Raw genomic sequence first — 18,971 nt, forward strand, 5'->3', positions numbered from 1 at the left:
GACATGCCGACCGCTACACCTCCACAACGTCCGGCAGGTCCGCCGGCCATCGTCCTCCCGCCTGGAGAGGACGAAGCCGCCAGACTTCATGGGCTGGCTGCACTCGGGACAGGCCGGGGCGTCGTCGGTCATGCCGCGCACCTTAACGGAGCGACCGCTTCGTCCCGAAGCAACTTGGGCGGGGGCGCTGCCTTGGGTTGGTGTGGCCCTCACCTGTGCTGATGGTCCGCAGACGTCCGTGCTTGTCCGCCGCTGTTTGCCTGCGTTGTCACGCAGTTAGACACTCACTCGGGACGCGAACCATGTGGAAGGCGCTGGCGGGTTCGACGGGGAGCCTGCTGCTTGCGTCACCTGGCTGTGCCATCAGGGCACGAGAAACTGTGCTGCTCACGGGCGGCCGTGCGCGTACCGTCGGTCTGAACCATGAGGGTGGAAGTCTGTGTTGTACGCACACGAGGTGATCCTGAACGATCTTGCACAGGGGCTCAGACCGGTGGCCGAGGGCGTCGAGTGGTTCGAGGGCCTCTCAGAGGGTGACCAGCGCGAGGTCCTTCACGCACTGGTGCTGTTCTGCGGGCAGGCCCGCGCCTGTGAGGAGGACGTGCCGGAGAGCATCGCGCGTTCCGGCATCCGCCCCACTCACACGCCGGCGGTGATGCTCACGAAGTGGCGCTTCGGGATGGGAGCCCTTCCGGCCTACGAACTCACCAAGTCCTTCCGCCTGCTCGTCACCCTCTTCAGCATCGCGGACACCCGCAGGCGGACGCTGTACTGCGCTAGCGGATGTGGTCACGCGTGGCACAACCTGCCAGATCCGCCACGGGACGCAACCTAAGACGACTTCTTGCCCTGGGTCTTGTCGGGGATCTTGGTGAGCTGGGATTTTGCTGGTCAGGGGCGGTGTGCTCGTGCGCCTGGTGGTCGGCCACTGTTGAGCGACCACGGACGGCCCAGGGACGGCCCAGACCTGAATGAGACGGGAACTGAGACGGTGGCTGGGGACCGCAACGGTGCTGTGCGGCCTACCGTGACATGTTGCGCCAGCGTGATACTTGCCCTATGGGGGCCAACAGTTGGTGGGTTGGTGTGCTCACCGCGCTCACAGCGGGCAGGGACCACGGTCCCTGGCCGCCCAGCGTCAACGCGTGGCTCGATGGAACGCCTACGCATGAGCGGATGGTGCCCCGGTGTTCATGGCTTCCGGACCAGAAGTGCTTCGGTGCGGGCGGCGATGTCCTCGGCGGTGACCCCGGGGGCGGTCTCGACGAGCGCGAGGCCGGCCGGTGTGACGTCCAGTACGCCGAGGTCGGTGATGATCCGGTGGACGCACCGCTCGCCGGTCAGCGGCAGGGTGCACTCCTCGACGATCTTGGGGGTTCCGTCCTTGGCGGTGTGCTCCATCAGGACGATGACGCGCCGGGCGCCGTGGACGAGGTCCATCGCGCCGCCCATGCCCTTGACCATCTTGCCGGGGATCATCCAGTTGGCCAGGTCACCGGCGGCCGACACCTGCATGGCGCCGAGCACGGCGGTGTCGATGTGGCCGCCGCGGATCATCCCGAAGGACAGGGCCGAGTCGAAGAAGGAGGCCCCGGGCAGGACGGTGACGGTCTCCTTGCCGGCGTTGATCAGGTCCGGGTCGACCCCGTCCTCGGTCGGGTAGGGCCCGGTGCCCAGGATGCCGTTCTCGGAGTGCAGCACGACCTCCACGCCGACCGGCAGATGGCCGGGAATCAAAGTGGGCAGGCCGATGCCGAGGTTGACGTACGAGCCGTCGGTGAGTTCGGCGGCTGCGCGGGCGGCCATCTGGTCGCGGGTCCAGGCCATCAGGGTCGTACCGTCCTCTTCTCGATCTGCTTGTCGGCCGCCTGTTCAGGAGTGAGGGCCACGATCCGCTGGACGAAGACGCCCGGCAGGTGGACCTCGTCGGGGCTCAACTCACCGGGCTCGACCAGCTCTTCGACCTCGGCGACGGTGGTCCGCCCGGCCATCGCGGCGAGGGGGTTGAAGTTGGCGGCGGCGCGGCGGAAGACCAGGTTGCCGTGGCGATCGCCGCGCCAGGCCCGTACGAGGGCGAAGTCGGTGGTGATGCCGTGCTCCAGGACGTGCGGGCGGCCGTGGAAGTCGCGGGTCTCCTTGGGAGGGGAGGCGACGGCGACCGAGCCGTCGGGGGCGTACCGCCAGGGCAGACCGCCCCGCGCCACCTGCGTTCCCACTCCCGCCGGGGTGTAGAAGGCGGGGATGCCCGCGCCGCCCGCGCGCAGCCGTTCGGCGAGGGTGCCCTGCGGCACCAGCTCCACCTCCAGCTCACCGGACAGGTACTGGCGGGCGAACTCCTTGTTCTCACCGACGTAGGACCCGGTCACCCGGGCGATACGTCCGGCGGCCAGCAGCACGCCCAGCCCGCGCCCGTCGACGCCGCAGTTGTTCGACACGACTTCGAGGCCGGTCGCGCCCTGCACGAGCAGGGCCCGGATCGCGGCCTCGGGTACACCACTGAGTCCGAAGCCGCCAACGGCCAGTGACGCACCGTCGGGAATGTCGGCGACCGCCTCGGCCGCGCTCACGCGGACCTTGTCCATGGGTGGGAGGGCCTTTCTGCTGCTACCGGTGAAGGGTGTCGGAGATCGACTTGACGCCGCCGTGCGCCGTGAGGCCGCCGTCGACCGGGATCTCGGCGCCGGTGATGAAGGACGACTCGTCGGACAGAAGGAAGACCACGAGTGGGGCGACCTCCTCGACCGTGCCGGTGCGGCCGAGTGGTGTCTCCCGGATGTTCGCCTCGCGAAAGGCGGGCGCCGCGGAGGCGGTCATGTCCGTCTCGATGAAGCCGGGGTGGATCGTGTTCACGCGGATGCCGCGGGGCCCCAGTTCCATGGCAGCGGTCCGCGACAGGCCGCGCAGCGCCCACTTGCTGGCCGTGTAGGCGACCGGGTAGTGGCCGGTGAGCGCCGCGGACGAGCCGACGTTCACGATCGAGGAGCCGGGCGGCATCAGCGGCGCCAGGTGCTGGATGCCCAGCAGCGGGCCGGTGACATTGACCGCGTGGACCCGGGCCATGTCCTCGGGGCGTACGTCGTCGATCCGGGCCCGCCAGGTGACGCCCGCGTTGTTGACCAGGCCGTGCACCTGCCCATACGCCTCACGCAGGTCGGCGGCGAGTTCCGCCCAGTCCTTCTCGCTCGTGACGTCGAGACGGCGGCAACCGGGCGACTCCGAGACGTCGGTGGCGATCACCCGGGCGCCCTCGCGGGTCAGCGCCTCGGCCTCCGCGGCGCCCTGGCCACCGGCCGCGCCCGTGACCACGACGACCCTGCCGAGGAGCCTTTCGGGATGGAGATCGGTCACGGCCGTTGCCTCGTGCGGCGTCGGGCGACGGGAACGGTCATGGGGTCCGGGCCGGCCACCACGGTGTTGGAGACGGAGCCGATGCCCTCGACGGTGAGGGTGACCGTGTCGCCGGGCTTCAGGGGAGGCGGGGACTGCTCACCCCGTACACCCCACAGCTCGGCGAGGCAGCCGCCGTTTCCGCAGGTCCCGGAACCGAGGACGTCGCCGGGGCGGACGATGGTGCCGCGGGAGGCGTAGGCGGTCATCTCCTCGAAGGTCCAGCTCATGTTGGACAGCAGGTCCTTGCCGACGATCTCGCCGTTCACCGAGGCGGTGAGCGCGAGCCTCAGGAAGCCGTCCGGGTCGCGGTACCTCTCCAGCTCGTCGGCGGTGACCAGGTAGGGACCCAGCGTCGTGGCGGTGTCCTTGCCCTTGCAGGGGCCGAGGCCGACCTTCATCTCGGCGGACTGCAGGTCGCGGGCCGACCAGTCGTTGAAGACGGTGTAGCCGACGATGTGGTCGCGGGCCTGCTCGGGGGTGAGGTCGCGGCCCTCCTTTCCGATCACGGCGGCGACCTCCAGCTCGAAGTCGAGCACGCTCGACCCCGGCGGCACGGGGATGTCGTCGTGCGGCCCGTACATCGCGTAGGGGTTGCCGAAGTAGAACGTCGGGGCCGCGTACCACCGCTCCGGTACCCCGGCAGCCCCGTCCACGGACCGTCGTACGCCCTCGACGTGTTCCTCGAAGGTCACGAAGTCCCGCACGGTGGGCGGCTGGAGCGGCGCCAGCAGGCGTACGTCGCAGACGTGGGGGCCGGCCGGGACGTCGAGGGTCGCGGAGCCCGCGTCGAGCAGTTCGGGCAGGCCGCCGCCCTCGGCGAGCAGGCCGGTCAGTGAGCTGACGCCGGGCAGGGGGTGGAGAGTGCCGTCCTCCGAGACGACGGCCACCTGGCGTCGGTCGCGGTACTCGTACGTGGCGAAACGCATGGCAGTTTCCTGTCGGCTGTCGGTGTGAGGGGTGGCACGAAGGCCGGGGGCGCGGCAGGGGAGTCAGGGAGGTGACAGGGTCACCGCGCCCCCAGGGACTCAGGGCTTCGCCGATCAGACCGGCGGGGCGACGAAGACGCCGCGGTCGACGTCGTTGAAGGACTCCTTGGTGACCAGTTCGTTCATGGGGTTGGCGGTGCCCCACTGGTCGGTGACCTCGGGCTTCGAGAAGTCGTAGACGTGCGGGTGCCAGGTGTCCTCGTCCAGCAGCTCCAACTCCGTCGTGTACTCGACCGTGTTGCCGTGCGGGTCGAGGAAGTAGGTGAAGGTGTTGTCGCCCGCCATGTGCCGGCCCGGACCCCAGATCTTGCGGGCGCCGGAGCGGATGACACGGCCGGAGCCGCGCATGTACTCGTCGATTCCGCGCATCTCGAAGGAGATGTGGTGCAGCGAGGTGTGCGGGCCCTTGGCGATGGCCATGGAGTGGTGCTGGTTGCTGATCCGCATGAAGTGCATGACGTCGCCGATGTGCGGATGGCCGAGCGTGTCGGACAGCCGGAAGCCGAGGTGCTCCTCGTACCACGCCTTGGTCCTGTCCAGATCCGGCGAGTTGAGGACGACGTGCGACAGCTTGACCGGGATCGACTCCTTCTCCTCGATCTTGCGGTGCTGCCGCACCTCGACGTCGGCGGAGACCTCGATGGTGCGCCCGTCCACGTCGAAGAACCGGAAGCCGTACCCGCCCCCGGGGGTGTCCACCTTGCCCGGCTGGGAGATCAACTGCACGCCGGTCGCGAGGAGTTGTTCGGCGAGGGTGTCCACGTCGGTCGTGTTCGCGGCGCCGTAGGAGACGAGGTCCAGACGCTTCTCGTCGGCCTTGCGCAGCCGGACGACGTACTGCTCGGGGGAGCCCTCGGCGGCCAGGAAGGAGATGCCGGAGTCCTCGGCGACCTTGGTCAGGCCCCAGACGCCGGCGTAGAAGTCGAGTTGCTTGTCGTAGTCCGGTACGGCGAGATCGACGTGGCGGAGGTGGGTGAGCAGGCGGTTACTCATGGGGGAGCTCCTCAGACGAGGTTGAGCAGAGCGGCGGCGTTTCCGCCGCGGACGGAGTGGAAGTCGGTGTCGGGCAGGTCCGCGGCGCGCAGCGCGCCGAGCGGGTCGTCGCTTCCCATGTCGAAGGGGAAGTCGGAGCCGAGCAGGACCCGTTCCGGGCCGACCGCTCGCAGCAGCTCCCGCAGCACCTGAGGGTCGTGGACGAGGGAGTCGAAGTACAGCTGCTTCAGATAGCTGCTCGGTTCCCGCTCACAGCCCCGGGCGTCGGGACGGGCCTGCCAGGCGTGGTCGGAGCGGCCGATGTGGGTGGGCAGGTAGCCGCCGCCGTGCGCCGCGATCAGCCTCAGACCCGGATGGCGGTCCAGAACGCCGGAGAAGATCAGGTGGGAGAGGGCGACCGCGTTCTCGGTGGGCTGGCCGACGGTGTTGGACAGGTACCACCGGTCCAGGCGCTCGTCGAGGGTGCAGCCGAACGGGTGGAGGAAGAGGAAGGCGCCCGTCTCCTCCGCGCGGGACCAGAGGGGTTCGTACGCCGGGTCCGACAGTTCGTGGCCGGGCGCGTGCGAGGAGATCTCCACGCCCCTCAGCCCCTCGTCCAGGGCGTGGTCGAGCAGGCGGGCCGCGAGGCCGGGATGCTGGAGCGGGACCAGGCCCAGGCCGTGAAGACGGTCGGGAGCCTTCGCACAGTGTGCGGCGGTGCCCTCGTTGGCCAGTCGGCAGACCGTCTCGGCCAGTTGGGGCTCGGCCCAGTAGTGGTAGTGGGACGGCGAGGGGCTGACCAGCTGGATGTCCACGCCCTGCGCGTCCATGGCCGTCAGGCGCACCGCGGCGTCCGTCAGCTTCGGCACGCGCGCGCCGACCATCGGACCGTTCACCGCCAGGGCCGCCGGGCCGTTGCGGCGCGCGTCGAGGGCGCGGGCCGCGGCGAGACCGGGATGACCGGCGACGGCCTCCTCGACCTCCGGGAGCAGGAGGTGGGCGTGGACGTCGATGGTCGGCGCGGAGGATGCGGTGGTGGTCACGGGCGCTCCTTGAGGAGGTTCATGGTGCGGCCGACCAGCCCGGCCATGTCGGCGTCGCGCACACCGTCCAGCTGCCACTGGCCGATCTGCATGGACGCCTCGACGACGGTGCGCACCCGGGGGATACGGCGGTCGTGGTAGGCCTGGAACAGTTCGTCGTCCCAGTCCCGTCCGCTGGTGAGCAGCTCGGCGAGGACGAGGGCGTCCTCCAGGGACATCGCCGCGCCCTGGGCCAGGGTGGGCGGGCAGCAGTGGGCGGCGTCGCCGATCAGCAAGACCCGGCCCCGGTGCCAGGACCCCTCCACCAGCAGGTGGTCGAACCAGGTGTAGTTGACCTTCTTCGGGTCGGTGATGTGCTCGGTGATCTCCGGCCAGACCCCGCCGTAGCTCTGCGCCAGGCGGCGCATCTCGTCGGCGTAGGTGGCCGGGTCGATGGAGGCGCGGTCGCGGCAGGCTTCGACGACGTACGCGTAGATGGTGTTCTCGCTGGTGGGGCAGTAGCCGGCGATGTAGGCGGGGCCGCCGTAGGCGAGGTCGGTGCGCGTCACGCTCTCGGGCCGCGGGGCGGCGATGCGCCAGATGGCCATGCCGGTCGGCTCGGGTTTGTCGGTGACGCCGATCGCGGCGCGGGTGGCGGAGTTGAGTCCGTCGGCGGCGATCACCAGGTCGTATCTGCCCTCGCTGCCGTCGCTGAAGCGCACCGAGACGCCGTCGGCGTCCTGCTCCAGCGCTTCGGCGGTGGTGCCGAGACGAACGTCGGCGCCGGAGGCGCCGACCGTGTCGATCAGGATCTGCTGCAGCTGGGGGCGCTGCATGCCGAGGGTGGCGGGCAGGTCCTCCCCGCCGGTCTGGATGTCCTCGGCGACGAACAGGACGGTACCGTCGGGAGTGGTCACGCCCAGCGAGCCGAAGGCGTATCCGGAGGCTTTCACCTGTTCCCACACGCCCAGTTCGCGCAGGACCCGCAGGGCGTTGCCCTGGAGGGTGATGCCGGAGCCGGTGGTGGCGTTCCAGTCCGGCTTGGCCTCGATCAGGTCGACGGCGATGCCGGCGCGCCGCAGCAGGATGGTGACGGCGTTGCCTGAGGCGCCCCCGCCGATGACCAGGACGGTGGGTGTGCCCCCGGCCGGAGGCTGGGGGAGAGTGCGGCTGTCAGCCATGTCGGGGATTCCTCCCGGGGTTGGGCCGCGCGGCTTCGGGCGGCGGGGGCTGCGGCTCGCCCGCCGCGAGTGCGGGCCAGAGGTGGGGACGGGGGTGCGGGGCCGGATGCGCCGCTGCTGTCCGGGGAACGGCGCATCCGGCAGTGGCGCGGGTTACTTGACGGCGATCGGGTTGACCGGGGAGCCCACGGCGCCGGTGATGGGGAGGGGAGCGGCGGTGAGCCAGAACTCGTACACGCCGTCGTCGGCGCAGTCGGCGGCGAGTGCGTCGAGGTCCCACATCTCGCCGATCAGCAGGCCCATGTTGGGGATGACGACCTGGTGCAGCGGCTGGAAGGCGTCGTCGAACTCGTTGGGACGGACCTCGAAGCCCCAGGTGTCGGTGGCGATGGCGGCGATCTCGGTGCGGTGCAGCCAGCCGGCGGTGGTGAACGACAGGCCGGGCGCGGGGCCGCCCGCGTAGTCGCCCCAGCCGTCGCGCCTTGCGCGGGCGAGGTGTCCGGTGCGGACGAGCACGATGTCGCCGCGGCCGGCGGTCACCCCGTGGGCCTCGGCGGCCCGGGCGAGGTGCTCCTCGGTGATGGCGAACCCGTCGGGCAGCTCGCCGTCCGTGCCGACGACCTGGCCGACGTCGAGGAGCACGCCGCGTCCGGCGACGTGCGGCGCCATGTGCTCGATGCCGGTGACGAGGTCGCCTTCGGAGGTGACCACCTTGTCGGCGCGCCGCCCGTTCCAGGCGAATCCGTGGTCGAAGATGTGGCCGAGTCCGTCCCACTGGGTCGAGCACTGCAGCGGCATGGCGATCACGTCGTCGGCGCCGCCGATGCCGTGCGGGAAACCCTGGTTGCCCAGCGCCGCGTCGGTGCCCGTGTCGAGCATGGTGTGCACCGGGTTGGTCCGCCGGCGCCAGCCCTTCTGCGGGCCGTTCATGTCGAACCGCTGCGACAGCGAGAAGCTGACGCCGCGGCGCACGAGCGCCGCGCCCTCGCGCCGCTTGGCCTCGTCGAGGAAGTTCAGTGTGCCGAGCACGTCGTCCTCACCCCAACGCCCCCAGTTGGAGTACGCCTTGGCGGCCTCGGCTATCGCGTCCTCCGGGTCGCGGCGGTCCAGGCTCATGTCGTTCCCTCCGCGACACAGCGGGTGCGCTGCACGCCCAGACCGGTGATGGAACCCTCCATGACGTCGCCGTCGCGCAGCAGGCGTCCCCAGTGGATGCCGTTTCCGGCCGGGCTGCCGGTCAACACCAGGTCACCGGGTAGGAGTTGAGCCGTCTGCGAGGCGTACGACACCAACCGGGCTACTCCGAAGAGCATGTCCTTGGTGGACTCGTCCTGCATGGTGTCGCCGTTGAGCTTGAGCGTGACCCGCAGGTCACCGGTGTCCGCGATCGACTCGGCCGGTACGAGCCACGGGCCGAGCGGCGTGAAGCCGGGGGCGTTCTTGCTGCGCAGCCAGTCGGTTCCGATGGCCTTCATGTCCCGGCGGAACACGGTGGCGCGGTCGGTGAGGTCGTTGGCGATGGTGTAGCCGGCGACGTACTCCAGGGCCTCCTCCACCGTCACCTGGTAGGCGGGCTTGGCGATGACGGCCGCCAACTCCAGTTCCCAGTCCGGCTTTTCGGCCCAGGCGGGCAGGACCACGTCGTCGTACGGGCCGGTGATCGCGCTCGGCAGACCGATGAAGACGTACGGCAGGTCCTCGGCGGCCCGGCGGTCCATGACCGCGGCGATCTCCTCGCGGGCCTCCTCGACCGTGCGCGGGTCGTCCGGGGAGCGGTGGGCGACCTCCAGGTCGATCACGTGTTGCCGGTAGTTGGCGCCGGACTGGAAGATCTGCCGCGGCTCGATGGGGGCGTGCACCCGCAGGCTCTCCAGTGGCCGCCGGCCGAGGGCGTCCTCGTCCGCCAGGACGCGCAGGACGGGCAGGGCCTCCTCCCACCGCTCCACCACGGCGCGCACGCTGGACGGTGCCCAGGCCAGGACACTGCTCAAGTCGAGTACCCGGCCCTTGGCCAGGAGGCCGGGAAACGACTCCCCGTCCTGAGCGGAGAACGTGCCGAGCGCGAACGGGCCGGCAGGTTGCGCGAGCGTTGCCATCTGATTTCCTCCTGCTGGGTTGCGGTCTACTCTGGCCCCGATCGGTTAATCACGGAAATCAATCCTGTGGATGCGCCGAATCCACGACATGGATGACTCTCGCTGCTAGGTGGTTGCCCGGTGAACCTGTCCCGACTCGACCTCAATCTGGTCCTCGCCCTTCGCGCGCTGCTGGAGGAGCGCAATGTCACCCGGGCCGGCGAGCGCATCGGCCTCAGCCAGCCGGCCATGAGCGCCGCGCTGTCCCGGCTGCGCCGTCATTTCGACGACGAATTGCTCGCCCGCACCGGCAACGCCTACGAGCTGACCCCGCTCGGCGCCGCCCTGCGCGACCGCAGCGCCACCGCGTGCGACCTGCTGGAACGGGTCTTCGCCAGCCAGGCCGACTTCGACGCGGCCGCCGAGACCCGGGAGTTCACCCTGCTCGCCTCCGACTACGGGGCGGCCGTCTTCGGCGCCGCACTCGCCCGCGCCCTGCACCAGGAGGCGCCCGGCATCCGGCTCACCTTCCAGCACCCGGCGCCGTCCGTCGTGGACAACACCGCCACCGTGCTGAGCACCGTCGACGGACTGCTGATGCCGCACGGCGTCATCGACGGCTTCCCCGCCGTCGAACTCCACCAGGACCGCTGGCTGTGCATGGTCGCCGACGATCACCCCGAGATCGGTGACGAACTCACCCTGGACCAGCTGGGGCGTCTGCCCTGGGCCGTCTACCAGCGTCCCTACGACGCCCCGGCCGCCCGCCAGCTCAGCATGATAGGGATCAGTCCCCAGGTGGAGGTGTCCGTGCAGACCTTCCAGCTGCTGCCCCACATGGTCGAGGGCACCCGCCGGATCGCGATGATCCAGGAGCGCCTGGCGCGCAAGGCGGTCCGCTCCGCCGCGGTGCGCGTCCTGCCCTGCCCGTTCGAGGCTGTACCGGTGCGGGAGGCGATGTGGTGGCACCCGGTGCACGCGCAGGACGCGGGCCACATCTGGCTGCGGCAGAAGGCCGCGGAGGTGGGCCTGACGCTGGCGGGCAACGGCTACAGCAACGCCAAGGCCCAGGGAAGGCCGTGACCGTCGGCCAGAGCGCGGGGCTGCCGCCGGGCCGGCTCTGACCGGGCCCAGCGGCAGCCCGTGAGCGACGCGCTGTCGGCGGGCGGACGGGCCGCCCTCAGAACCACCGCTCCTGGCAACCACTGGGGACGACACCCGTACAGCGGGCGGACCTTGCTGCCCTCGGGCCAACGCTCCGGCAACAGCCGGGAACGGACGACATCCGTACAACGGCCGGCCCGCGCGCCCTCAGGCCAACCGCTCCAGCAACGGCCAAGGACCGACAGCGCCCGTACACCGGCCTGCCCCCCTCAGGCCAACTGCTCCGGCAACGACCGGGGATCGACGGCATCCGTACGACGGCGGGCCGCCCACAGCCCCGCCGCGACGAGGGCGGCGGCCAGCCCCAGCACGCCCACCGCACCGGGGAGACTGCCGATGGCAGCCTCCCCGGCGAGCAGCACCAGCGGGCAGACGAACTCACCGCCGAAGAAGGCCGCCGTCCACAGCCCCGTGCCACGGCCGCGGTCCTCGAACGACAGACGGGACATGGCACTGGTGAGAAGGGCGGGAAGCAGCATGCCGGTGCCCACACAGTTGACGACCGCCCCGATGACCAGCAGCGGGGCGTTGTCCGCGAGGAACATCACCCCGAAGCCGACCGCGCAGACCGCGAGAACGCCGGGAAGCATCGGGTCGGGAGAACGCTTGAGCCGGGCGAAGGTGACCGCTCCCCCCACGGTGGCGGCACTGGCGATCGCGGTGGCCAGTCCGATCACGCCGGTGTTCTCCACCCCGAGGTCGTCGAGCAGGTACGACATCTCCACCGGGACGGTGTAGAAGACGAGCGCCCCGAAGAAGGTGAGGGCACAGATGCCCGCCAGCTGCCGCCAGGGGAAAGGGCGGCGGGCCTCCGCCTCGGCCGGAGCCGCGGCCGGGACCTCGTCGCCGTCCGCACGGGCCGCCGGGTCGGGCAGGGCGGTTGCCATCAGCGGGGCCAGCACCAGGCTCACGGCGTACACCCAGAAGGGCATGCGCCAGCCCGCCGATCCGGCGGCGCCGCCGAGCACGAAGAAGACGGTGGCCGATGCCGAGGCGCACATGGTCTGCAGGGCGAGGTACTTCACCCGCTGTCGGCCACTGTAGTAGTCGCCGATCAGGGTCGTGCAGGCTGTCATGATCGCGGCCTCGGCGACTCCGACCAGGGCGCGGCTGGCGATGATGCCGCCCAGCGAGTCCAGCCAGAGCGGGGCGGTGCCGAACGCGGCGTACAGCAGGGTCGCCACGACCAGCAGGCGCTTGCGGCCCACCCGGTCCACGATCACACCGGCGAACGGGGCCAGCAGCGCCAGCGCGAGCGCCGGGACCGTCAGCGCGAGGGGCACCAGCGCCTTGGCCCCCGGGACCGACGCGAAGTGGTCCTGCATCTTCGGCAGCACCGGGGCGATCAGCACCGCCCCCAGGATCGGCAGACAGCTGCCCGCCATCAGAAGGGTCACCCGCAGCAGATGGGCCGGGCCCGACACGGCGACGGCTGACGGAGCGGTGGCATCGACCGCGGCGGGAGGCGGCGGGGGCACGGAACCGGGCATGGCGACTCCAGGGAACGGCGTAAGGGAGCGGGCATGCCTCACGGGCGCCGACGACGCACGGCATGCTGGGGGACTCGCACGCCGGCGGCATCCGGACGGCGGCGTGCGGTAGCGACGACTATGGGGGCGCCAAGGCGCCGGTGCCATCCCCAGCGCAATCCGAATCCCGTATCCGGGTTATCCACGCAGTGGATGGGATGGGCAACCGTCACGCGGACGAAAGACGTGCACGGCCGTTCCTGCGCGCGAACAGCGGTGTCCCGGAGCTCGGTCGTCCCGGCTCCCGGGACGCAGCCCGCAGCCCCAGCCCGCAGCCGGCAGCCGGCACGGTCGCGCACGCCAGGCAGCGTCAGCGGACAGGCAGCGGCAGGACGCGCCGACAGGCGGCGGCGACGACCGCGACCAGCACATGCATCACCATCAGCGCAGCGACGGCCAACGGCCCACTGCCGGGCGTGCCGCCACCGAGCAGGGACAGGTCGGGCGCGAACGACACGACCACGAGCACGGGCACCAGCCACCGCAGCAGCCCCGCCGGGTTGCTCGCCCACGCGGCGGGGGCGTCGGACGACTTCGCTGCGCTGCACCACTCCGCGTACGCGCCGCTGACGGTGTTCGGCGTCGTCCTCGGCGCCATCGGCTGGGCGGTCGTCCGTCGTCTCGCCAAGCGGCCCTGCACAAGGCGGGCTTCACCTTCGGCCACCCCACGATCGACACGGCACTCCACTCCGTTCTCCACACGAGCTGACAGGCAGGGATGGACAGCGTCCTTGGTTCCGGACGGGCTGCAGAGGCCGCTGCCGTTGACGTCCTGCTGCTGCGCCAGTGGCCCTAGCGGGCGCGCCCTCCTACCCAGCCGCCATGCCTCGCCAGAAGTCGAACAGGACGCGTCGGCAGAATCCGGTGACTGCGGTTGAGGGCTCATGTCCTAGGCCACGGGACGAAGCGTCGGCACCAGCACCATCGCAGGTAGCGCCCCAGGGGCGTTCCCCTCCAACGGGGGCGCGGCTACTTCGAGGCGTCTTCGATGGCCTCGAAGATGTCGGCGTCGGTTTCCTTCTGCCAGTCGGGCAGGACGGCGCCGCGGCGCCGGAAGGACTGCCCGGAGGCGAGCACGCCCTGGCTCAAAGCGGTGGTGAGGGCCTTCTCGGCGAGGTCGAGGCGGCCGAGTTGGAGGTAGCGGGCACCGCGTTCCTCGGCGAGGCGGGAGCCGTCGAAGCGCAGCCAGCCGCCGTTGTGGAACGGGCCGTTGAGATCTGTGACCTTCTCCGCTTCGTCCAGGGCGCGTTCGCAGGCGGACAGGTTCCCGAGTCCGGCATACGCCTCGGCCTGGACGGAGGCGGCCCAGTGGCGGGTGGACAGGGAGCTGTCTCCTCGCCGCGCCACCCTCTCGGCAGCCGAGAGCGCGGTGGCGGCATCGGCGTAACGCCGTTCGTAGAGGTCGGCGTATGCGGCCGGACCAGAGCCTCGAATTGGACTAGACAACAAGCAAACCCCAGGCCGCTGACCTGGGGTTTCTTTCTGGAGCGGGTGACGAGAATCGAACTCGCGCTCTCAGCTTGGGAAGCTGATGTTCTACCATTAAACTACACCCGCGTAAGACGCCGGTCGGTGCCGGTGTCGGAACGCTTCGTTACTTTACCTCATGTCGGGCCCCGGGCGCTGAAGGCGTGGGGCCCGGTTGTGTTCGTGGGGTGGGGACAGGGCTGCGGGGCGCGGGAGTTGGGGCGTACGGTGGAGGTGCGGAAGAGGGTCCGGGTGGGCCTTCGGCGGGATCGGAGTGCCGCCTGGAGGGCCGTCCCAAGTATCCCGTAATGTGGCGGTTCGTCGTCAGGTCGACGTAGGTCGACAGCCAGACGCGCCTCTTGGGGAAGGGACTCTTGGACTTGATGGAGCGCACCGTCGTCCGCTGTGCCGATGGGCACATGTTCAGCACCGCTTCGTTCCCGATGCAGCAGGCCGAACGCCTCGGCCCCGGTCGGCTCATGCGCTGCCCACGCTGCGCCCGGTTGCGCAGTGTCGTACCGGTGGCGCTGCAGAAGCGGTAACGGAAGCAGCAACAGAAGCAGCAACAGCGGTAGCAGGAGAAGCGGCGGAAGCAGTCGGTCGAGAACGCGGACGCTGTGGAAGCGGGCAGGGCAGGGACAGGCGCGCGGGTTCGTCCGGCTGGTTAGGGGCGGTCCGCGCGTCTTGCGTATCCTCGGGGCGTGCTTCTCTCAGACAAGGACATCCGGGCCGAGATCGACTCCGGACGGGTACGCATCGATCCGTACGACGAATCCATGGTGCAGCCGTCGAGCGTCGACGTGCGTCTCGACCGGTTCTTCCGGGTGTTCGAGAACCACCGGTACCCCCACATCGATCCGTCCGTGGAGCAGGCCGACCTCACGCGGCTCGTGGAGCCCGAGGGCGACGAGCCGTTCATCCTGCACCCGGGCGAGTTCGTGCTCGCGAGTACGTACGAGGTCATCACCCTTCCCGACGATCTCGCCTCGCGACTGGAGGGCAAGAGTTCCCTCGGGCGGCTCGGGCTCGTCACCCACTCCACCGCCGGATTCATCGACCCCGGCTTCTCCGGGCACGTGACCCTGGAGCTCTCGAACCTCGCGACGCTTCCGATCAAGCTCTGGCCGGGCATGAAGATCGGGCAGCTGTGCCTGTTCCGGCTCAGTTCGCCGGCCGAGTTCCCGTACGGCAGCGAGCGCTACGGCTCCCGTTACCAGGGGCAGCGCGGGCCGACCGCTTCCCGCTCCTTCCTCAACTTCCACCGGACCCAGGTATGAGCACCAAGGCGACGGCTGGTACCGGCGGCGACGCGCCCGCCCGCGAGAACCTCACCTACGAGGCGTTCGGCACAGCCGTACGCGAACTCGCGCAGACCATCGCCGACGACGGGTACGAGCCCGACATCGTCCTGTCCATCGCCCGGGGCGGTGTCTTCGTCGCCGGCGGGCTGGCCTACGCCCTGGACTGCAAGAACATCCACCTCGTGAACGTGGAGTTCTACACGGGCGTCGGCACGACCCTCGACATGCCCGTCATGCTCGCGCCGGTCCCGAACGCGATCGACTTCTCCGACAAGAAGGTCCTGATCACGGACGACGTCGCCGACACGGGCAAGACGCTCAAGCTCGTCCACGACTTCTGCCTCGACGCCGTGGCCGAGGTCCGGTCCGCCGTGATCTACGAGAAGCCCCACTCCCTCGTGAAGTGCGAGTACGTGTGGAAGCGGACGGACGACTGGATCAACTTTCCGTGGAGTGTTTTGCCTGTAGTACGTAAGTCGGGGGAGCCGGTCACCCCGTCGAAGGAAGCGCTCTGACCTGGTTCGTCGACCGGGAATCACGCCACCAATACATGTCTTCTGGCCCTGGGTGTTGTCGGGGATCTTGGTGACCTGCGTTTTCCCTGCTCAGGAGCAGTGGGTTCGTACGCCTGGTGGTCGTCGTTGGCCACTGTCGGGCGACTTTGGACGGCCCAAGGACGGCCCAGCCGGGAGTCCTCGGGCTTCGTCGTCTCGCGTTGTCAGTGGGGGCGGCTACTGTGCACCCGCCAACGAGAGCCACACCCTGGGGAGGGGCTTTGGGAGCCAAGACGGGCTTTCTGGTGTACGCCGACGGCGACGTACCGGGGCTGCTGCGAGATGCGGGCCCAGCCGACCTCGCACGCACGGCCGGCATGATGCGGCTGCTCTACCCGGGCTGGGAGATAGAGGAGAGCGAGGGCTCGACTCTCTGGGACGGCGTATACCCCCCGGAGGGGACGGCGTACGCGGCGAGCTGGCCCGGCCTCGAGGTCATCGGCGACCAGAGGGTGATGATCGACTTTCCTTCCCGGCTCCCGGAACACCTCGTGGCTGCGAGTATCGGCCGGCGGCTCGTGCTGCATGCCATGCACAGTGTCGTGGACTGGCTCGCGTTCGCCGTGTGGGAGGACGGCCGACTCGTCCGCTCTCTGAGTCTGTCCCCGGACAGCGGCATCATCGAGAACATCGGCGAACCACTCTCCTTCGAGCTGCCCTACTGGGCCGGAGACCGCCCGGCCGACGTCATTCCCTGGCCGGACGAGGACGAAGAGCCGTACCCACTGCCGCTCCACCCCTTGGAACTGGGCGAAGACGCACTGCGCGCGCTCTGCGGCTTCGTACTGGAGGGCCGCCCCGAGCCGGACGACATCGACACGGACAGCATCCGACTGCACGGCTTCCGGGTCCGGGACCCGCACTGCCCTGCTCCCACGGAGCAGGAAGCGGTGCTGCAAAGGGCCATGGAAGCCATGGGCCCACCGCGCTTCTTCTCTCTGGGCCCTGACGGCTCACTCGTCGAGCGCGACGGCCTCTAGCTCGGGACTCCTTCGTCCCGAAGCAACTCGGGTGAGGGTGCTGCCTTGGGCTGGCGTGGCTCTGAGCTGCGCTGATGGTCCACTGACGTTCGGGGTCGTCCGCCGGTGTTCGTCGGCGTTGTCACGCAGTTAGACACTCACCCGCTGCCGCTGCCGCTGCCGCTGCCGCTGCCGCTGCCGCTGCCGCTGCCGCTGCCGCTGCCGCTGCCGCTGCCGCTGCCGCTGCCGCTGCTGCTCGTGCTTGGGGCGGAAGGGCGGGGTAGGCGCTGAGCCCAGGTGCCTGTCTCGACTGCGGCGATGTTCTCCACACGAACGGCAAGAATTCCTGGAGCTGCTGCCTCGTCGCTGTACTCATCCATGGCTTGCTTGTATCGAACCACCTCGGTTTCGATCTGCAGATTCGTCTGGGCGAAAGAGATCCAGTCTCCTTGGGGGTCGAAGACATGGCGCATCCCTGTGAGTAGGGAGGTAAGGGAGCCCAGAAGGGCAACAACCCAGTTACCGGCCTTGATCGCGACGGCAAAGGGTACCCCCGCAGCTAGAACAAGGATCGTCAGATCTAGCAGCCTGGCTCTCCAGCGGGCGCTGTGCATGTTCTGCTGGTACCACGTTCCGCGCGCGATGACGCTTGGCGGAATATCGGGCCACTTAACCTTGGCCAGGTCCTCCCACCAGGCTTGTGATCCCAACGAGTGCTACCTCTCGAACGCCACGATGGAGCCTATGCACTCAGCCTGTGGCTCATCCTGAGGTCACACCGGACGAGAACCGCGTGTCTTTGCAACACGCGGTCGTGTTCACCCTGGTGGTGTAACCCACCGTCGCTCGATGAGGCCGACGTGCGCGAATCCCTCTCCCCCGAGCCACTTGACCGGCTTGCTTCTTCTTGTCCTGGGTCTTGCCGGGGACCTTGGTGAGCTGGGTCTTTGCTGGTCAGGGCACCGCTGGGATACATCTGAGCGGGTGTCATTGGTCATCGTTGGCCGCTGTTGAGCAGCCTTGGACGGCCCAGGGACGGCCCAGCGTTTACAGGCCGCAGCTATTGCGAGACTGCCCCCTCCACCGCTTGCGGACGCCTCTTCAACCTCTTCACGGTCGGTAACCGTGTGGGGCTCGGTCTAGGAGGTGTCATCGGGACGGCAGCATCCCGCGTACTCCCGTCAGCTTGGCTCCGTCGAACTTTGCGCCGGTAACCTTGGCCCCGGTGAGGTCTGCATTAGTAAGGTCCGCGCCGGTCAGGTTGGCGCCGGTCAAGTCGGCGCCTTTGAGGTTTGCCCCCGACAGGTACGCACCTTTGAGGTTGGCGTTGCTAAGTTGCGCTTCGGACAGATCTGCGCACTCTCCGGTGTCATAGGGAGAGGTTGGGGCAGGGCAGAAGGTTGCGCTGGTGAGGTTAACGCCGTCAAGGCTTGTCCCGCTCAAGTTCGCCTCGATCAGGATCGCGCGGCTCAAGTCGGCACAATGGTGCTCGACGACTTTGTTGTCGACTACCAGTTCTGTGCAAAAGATCGTGCCGGTGAGGTTTGCTGCAGACAGGTTCGCCGCGATGAAGCGCGAGTCTGTGAGGTCTGCGTTTGTAAGGTTCGCGTACTCCAGGAACGCATAGTCGAGCCGTGATCCCGTTAGCTCCGCACCCGAGAGGTTGGCCTCAGTCAGTGATGCCTCCCGGAGGTCCAAATTGTAGAGGGAGGAACCGCCGAGATCCGCTCCTGTCAGGTCCGCTCTGGTGAAATGAATCTGGTCTGGATCACCAATAAGTTGCACCCCGCGCAAAGCGATGTGGCTGAGGTCGATCGACAGACTCTGGTCCCGGTCGGAGCGGCGGTTGCCCAGAACGGTCACCGCCGCCTGGGTATCGGCGGGAGGCGTAGGCTCCTCCCCCAACTCGGCAGGCGCCTTCTTGCCTCCCACCGGAACGGCGGCGTGCTGACGTAAGTACGCGGATAGGACTGAGACAACAGTGGGGTGATCGCGGGCGGAGTCATGCATGATCCGCTCCAGCGCGTAGATACCCCCGAGCCGTACATCTAGGGACGCCGACCCCAGATTGTTGATCGCGGCGTTGAACCGGTTGGTGATTTGCCCCTGCTCGCTGATCGCTAGTTCTTTGCTGGTCTGCGTGACCTGCATCCAGGTGAACAACAGCGCGAGCAGGGCAGCCAGTCCCGGCAGGCTGGCCGCCACCAGTCCACCCCAGTGGACTCGACTGGAGTCCGGGGGACCCGGCGCCTGGAGTCGTCGATTACGGCGCTGCCTACGCTGTAGCGCTGCGCGCCGCTGTGCGCTTCGGCGGAGCCTGCCGGAGCCCTGGTTCCGTGCCATCTCTCTCATGGCACCCCACACGGGGGCA

General features: G+C 69.2%; 19 protein-coding genes and 1 tRNA gene. 5 read left to right on the top strand and 15 right to left on the bottom strand.

From position 1 onward, the window contains the following. Nucleotides 1-457 precede the first annotated feature (457 nt). Nucleotides 458-835 (top strand): DUF5958 family protein, encoded by a 378-nt coding sequence (locus ACZ6BB_RS19345; RefSeq protein ID WP_471616378.1) that lies wholly within the window; start codon nt 458-460, stop codon nt 833-835. A gap of 356 nt (nt 836-1,191) precedes the next feature. Here ACZ6BB_RS19345 and ACZ6BB_RS19350 read toward each other — a convergent pair whose 3' ends face one another. From ACZ6BB_RS19350 to ACZ6BB_RS19390, 9 genes are all read right to left on the bottom strand, one after another. Then, nucleotides 1,192-1,827 carry a CoA transferase subunit B gene (locus tag ACZ6BB_RS19350; RefSeq protein ID WP_471616379.1) on the bottom strand — a complete coding sequence of 212 codons (636 nt, stop codon included), beginning with the start codon at nt 1,825-1,827 and terminating at the stop codon, nt 1,192-1,194. After that, nucleotides 1,827-2,582 carry a CoA transferase subunit A gene (locus tag ACZ6BB_RS19355; protein ID WP_471616380.1) on the bottom strand — a complete coding sequence of 252 codons (756 nt, stop codon included), beginning with the start codon at nt 2,580-2,582 and terminating at the stop codon, nt 1,827-1,829. The genes ACZ6BB_RS19350 and ACZ6BB_RS19355 overlap by 1 nt, the downstream gene beginning before the upstream one ends. Before the next feature lie 22 nt (nt 2,583-2,604). Then, the gene (locus tag ACZ6BB_RS19360; RefSeq protein WP_471616381.1) at nt 2,605-3,348 is read right to left on the bottom strand and encodes an SDR family oxidoreductase; all 744 of its coding nucleotides are present in this window, start codon (nt 3,346-3,348) and stop codon (nt 2,605-2,607) included. Then, nucleotides 3,345-4,316, bottom strand: coding sequence for a fumarylacetoacetate hydrolase family protein (locus ACZ6BB_RS19365; RefSeq protein WP_471616382.1), 972 nt, complete (start codon nt 4,314-4,316; stop codon nt 3,345-3,347). Before ACZ6BB_RS19365 ends, ACZ6BB_RS19360 begins: the two co-directional genes overlap by 4 nt. Nucleotides 4,317-4,430: 114 nt before the next feature. After that, a complete protein-coding gene (locus ACZ6BB_RS19370; protein ID WP_471616383.1) occupies nt 4,431-5,369 on the bottom strand; it encodes a VOC family protein in 939 nt (312 codons plus the stop codon). A gap of 11 nt (nt 5,370-5,380) precedes the next feature. Beyond that, entirely contained in the window at nt 5,381-6,391 is a 1,011-nt protein-coding gene (locus ACZ6BB_RS19375) for an amidohydrolase family protein (RefSeq protein WP_471616384.1), read from the bottom strand. Next, a complete protein-coding gene (locus tag ACZ6BB_RS19380) occupies nt 6,388-7,551 on the bottom strand; it encodes an FAD-dependent oxidoreductase (RefSeq protein WP_471616385.1) in 1,164 nt (387 codons plus the stop codon). The genes ACZ6BB_RS19375 and ACZ6BB_RS19380 overlap by 4 nt, the downstream gene beginning before the upstream one ends. A gap of 153 nt (nt 7,552-7,704) precedes the next feature. Further along, on the bottom strand, nt 7,705-8,667 hold the full coding sequence (locus tag ACZ6BB_RS19385; RefSeq protein ID WP_471616386.1) for a cyclase family protein: 963 nt from the start codon (nt 8,665-8,667) through the stop codon (nt 7,705-7,707). Further along, the gene (locus tag ACZ6BB_RS19390) at nt 8,664-9,647 is read right to left on the bottom strand and encodes a fumarylacetoacetate hydrolase family protein (RefSeq protein ID WP_471616387.1); all 984 of its coding nucleotides are present in this window, start codon (nt 9,645-9,647) and stop codon (nt 8,664-8,666) included. The genes ACZ6BB_RS19385 and ACZ6BB_RS19390 overlap by 4 nt, the downstream gene beginning before the upstream one ends. Before the next feature lie 120 nt (nt 9,648-9,767). Here ACZ6BB_RS19390 and ACZ6BB_RS19395 point away from each other — a divergent pair, with 120 nt between their 5' ends. Then, complete coding sequence (locus ACZ6BB_RS19395; protein ID WP_471616388.1) at nt 9,768-10,709, top strand: LysR family transcriptional regulator; 942 nt, start codon at nt 9,768-9,770, stop codon at nt 10,707-10,709. Nucleotides 10,710-10,999: 290 nt separating this feature from the next. Here the strand turns inward: ACZ6BB_RS19395 and ACZ6BB_RS19400 are convergent, their stop codons facing one another. The 4 genes from ACZ6BB_RS19400 to ACZ6BB_RS19415 all read right to left on the bottom strand — a co-directional run bounded on the left by ACZ6BB_RS19400 (nt 11,000) and on the right by ACZ6BB_RS19415 (nt 13,876). Continuing rightward, nucleotides 11,000-12,280, bottom strand: a complete 1,281-nt coding sequence (locus ACZ6BB_RS19400; RefSeq protein ID WP_471616389.1) for an MFS transporter — start codon at nt 12,278-12,280, stop codon at nt 11,000-11,002. Between the two features lie 349 nt (nt 12,281-12,629). Beyond that, nucleotides 12,630-12,917, bottom strand: coding sequence for a hypothetical protein (locus ACZ6BB_RS19405; protein ID WP_471616390.1), 288 nt, complete (start codon nt 12,915-12,917; stop codon nt 12,630-12,632). Between the two features lie 371 nt (nt 12,918-13,288). Then, nucleotides 13,289-13,765 (bottom strand): hypothetical protein, encoded by a 477-nt coding sequence (locus ACZ6BB_RS19410; RefSeq protein WP_471616391.1) that lies wholly within the window; start codon nt 13,763-13,765, stop codon nt 13,289-13,291. A gap of 37 nt (nt 13,766-13,802) precedes the next feature. Continuing rightward, a tRNA-Gly gene (locus tag ACZ6BB_RS19415) sits at nt 13,803-13,876 on the bottom strand. A 611-nt stretch (nt 13,877-14,487) separates the two neighbouring features. Between ACZ6BB_RS19415 and dcd the strand changes: the two genes are divergently transcribed. From dcd to ACZ6BB_RS19430, 3 genes are all read left to right on the top strand, one after another. Continuing rightward, complete coding sequence (dcd, locus tag ACZ6BB_RS19420; protein WP_013001952.1) at nt 14,488-15,063, top strand: dCTP deaminase; 576 nt, start codon at nt 14,488-14,490, stop codon at nt 15,061-15,063. Continuing rightward, the gene (locus ACZ6BB_RS19425) at nt 15,060-15,602 is read left to right on the top strand and encodes a phosphoribosyltransferase (RefSeq protein WP_471616392.1); all 543 of its coding nucleotides are present in this window, start codon (nt 15,060-15,062) and stop codon (nt 15,600-15,602) included. The genes dcd and ACZ6BB_RS19425 overlap by 4 nt, the downstream gene beginning before the upstream one ends. A 260-nt stretch (nt 15,603-15,862) precedes the next feature. Then, nucleotides 15,863-16,621, top strand: a complete 759-nt coding sequence (locus ACZ6BB_RS19430; RefSeq protein WP_471616393.1) for a DUF6928 family protein — start codon at nt 15,863-15,865, stop codon at nt 16,619-16,621. A gap of 137 nt (nt 16,622-16,758) precedes the next feature. Here the strand turns inward: ACZ6BB_RS19430 and ACZ6BB_RS19435 are convergent, their stop codons facing one another. Both ACZ6BB_RS19435 and ACZ6BB_RS19440 read right to left on the bottom strand, forming a co-directional pair. Then, nucleotides 16,759-17,310: a DUF4231 domain-containing protein gene (locus tag ACZ6BB_RS19435; protein WP_471616394.1), complete on the bottom strand. Its 552-nt coding sequence runs from the start codon at nt 17,308-17,310 to the stop codon at nt 16,759-16,761. Between the two features lie 439 nt (nt 17,311-17,749). Continuing rightward, on the bottom strand, nt 17,750-18,805 hold the full coding sequence (locus ACZ6BB_RS19440; RefSeq protein WP_471616395.1) for a pentapeptide repeat-containing protein: 1,056 nt from the start codon (nt 18,803-18,805) through the stop codon (nt 17,750-17,752). Nucleotides 18,806-18,971 lie beyond the last annotated feature (166 nt).

The organism is Streptomyces sp. NPDC041108 (genome assembly GCF_055592645.1).

Coding starts and splice junctions, on each gene's coding strand:
- ACZ6BB_RS19350 (WP_471616379.1), bottom strand. CDS start 1,827: ATGGCCTGGACCCGCGACCAGATGGCCGCCCGCGCAGCCGCCGAACTC.
- ACZ6BB_RS19355 (WP_471616380.1), bottom strand. CDS start 2,582: ATGGACAAGGTCCGCGTGAGCGCGGCCGAGGCGGTCGCCGACATTCCC.
- ACZ6BB_RS19365 (WP_471616382.1), bottom strand. CDS start 4,316: ATGCGTTTCGCCACGTACGAGTACCGCGACCGACGCCAGGTGGCCGTC.
- ACZ6BB_RS19370 (WP_471616383.1), bottom strand. CDS start 5,369: ATGAGTAACCGCCTGCTCACCCACCTCCGCCACGTCGATCTCGCCGTA.
- ACZ6BB_RS19380 (WP_471616385.1), bottom strand. CDS start 7,551: ATGGCTGACAGCCGCACTCTCCCCCAGCCTCCGGCCGGGGGCACACCC.
- ACZ6BB_RS19385 (WP_471616386.1), bottom strand. CDS start 8,667: ATGAGCCTGGACCGCCGCGACCCGGAGGACGCGATAGCCGAGGCCGCC.
- ACZ6BB_RS19390 (WP_471616387.1), bottom strand. CDS start 9,647: ATGGCAACGCTCGCGCAACCTGCCGGCCCGTTCGCGCTCGGCACGTTC.
- ACZ6BB_RS19400 (WP_471616389.1), bottom strand. CDS start 12,280: ATGCCCGGTTCCGTGCCCCCGCCGCCTCCCGCCGCGGTCGATGCCACC.
- ACZ6BB_RS19405 (WP_471616390.1), bottom strand. CDS start 12,917: ATGGCGCCGAGGACGACGCCGAACACCGTCAGCGGCGCGTACGCGGAG.
- ACZ6BB_RS19425 (WP_471616392.1), top strand. CDS start 15,060: ATGAGCACCAAGGCGACGGCTGGTACCGGCGGCGACGCGCCCGCCCGC.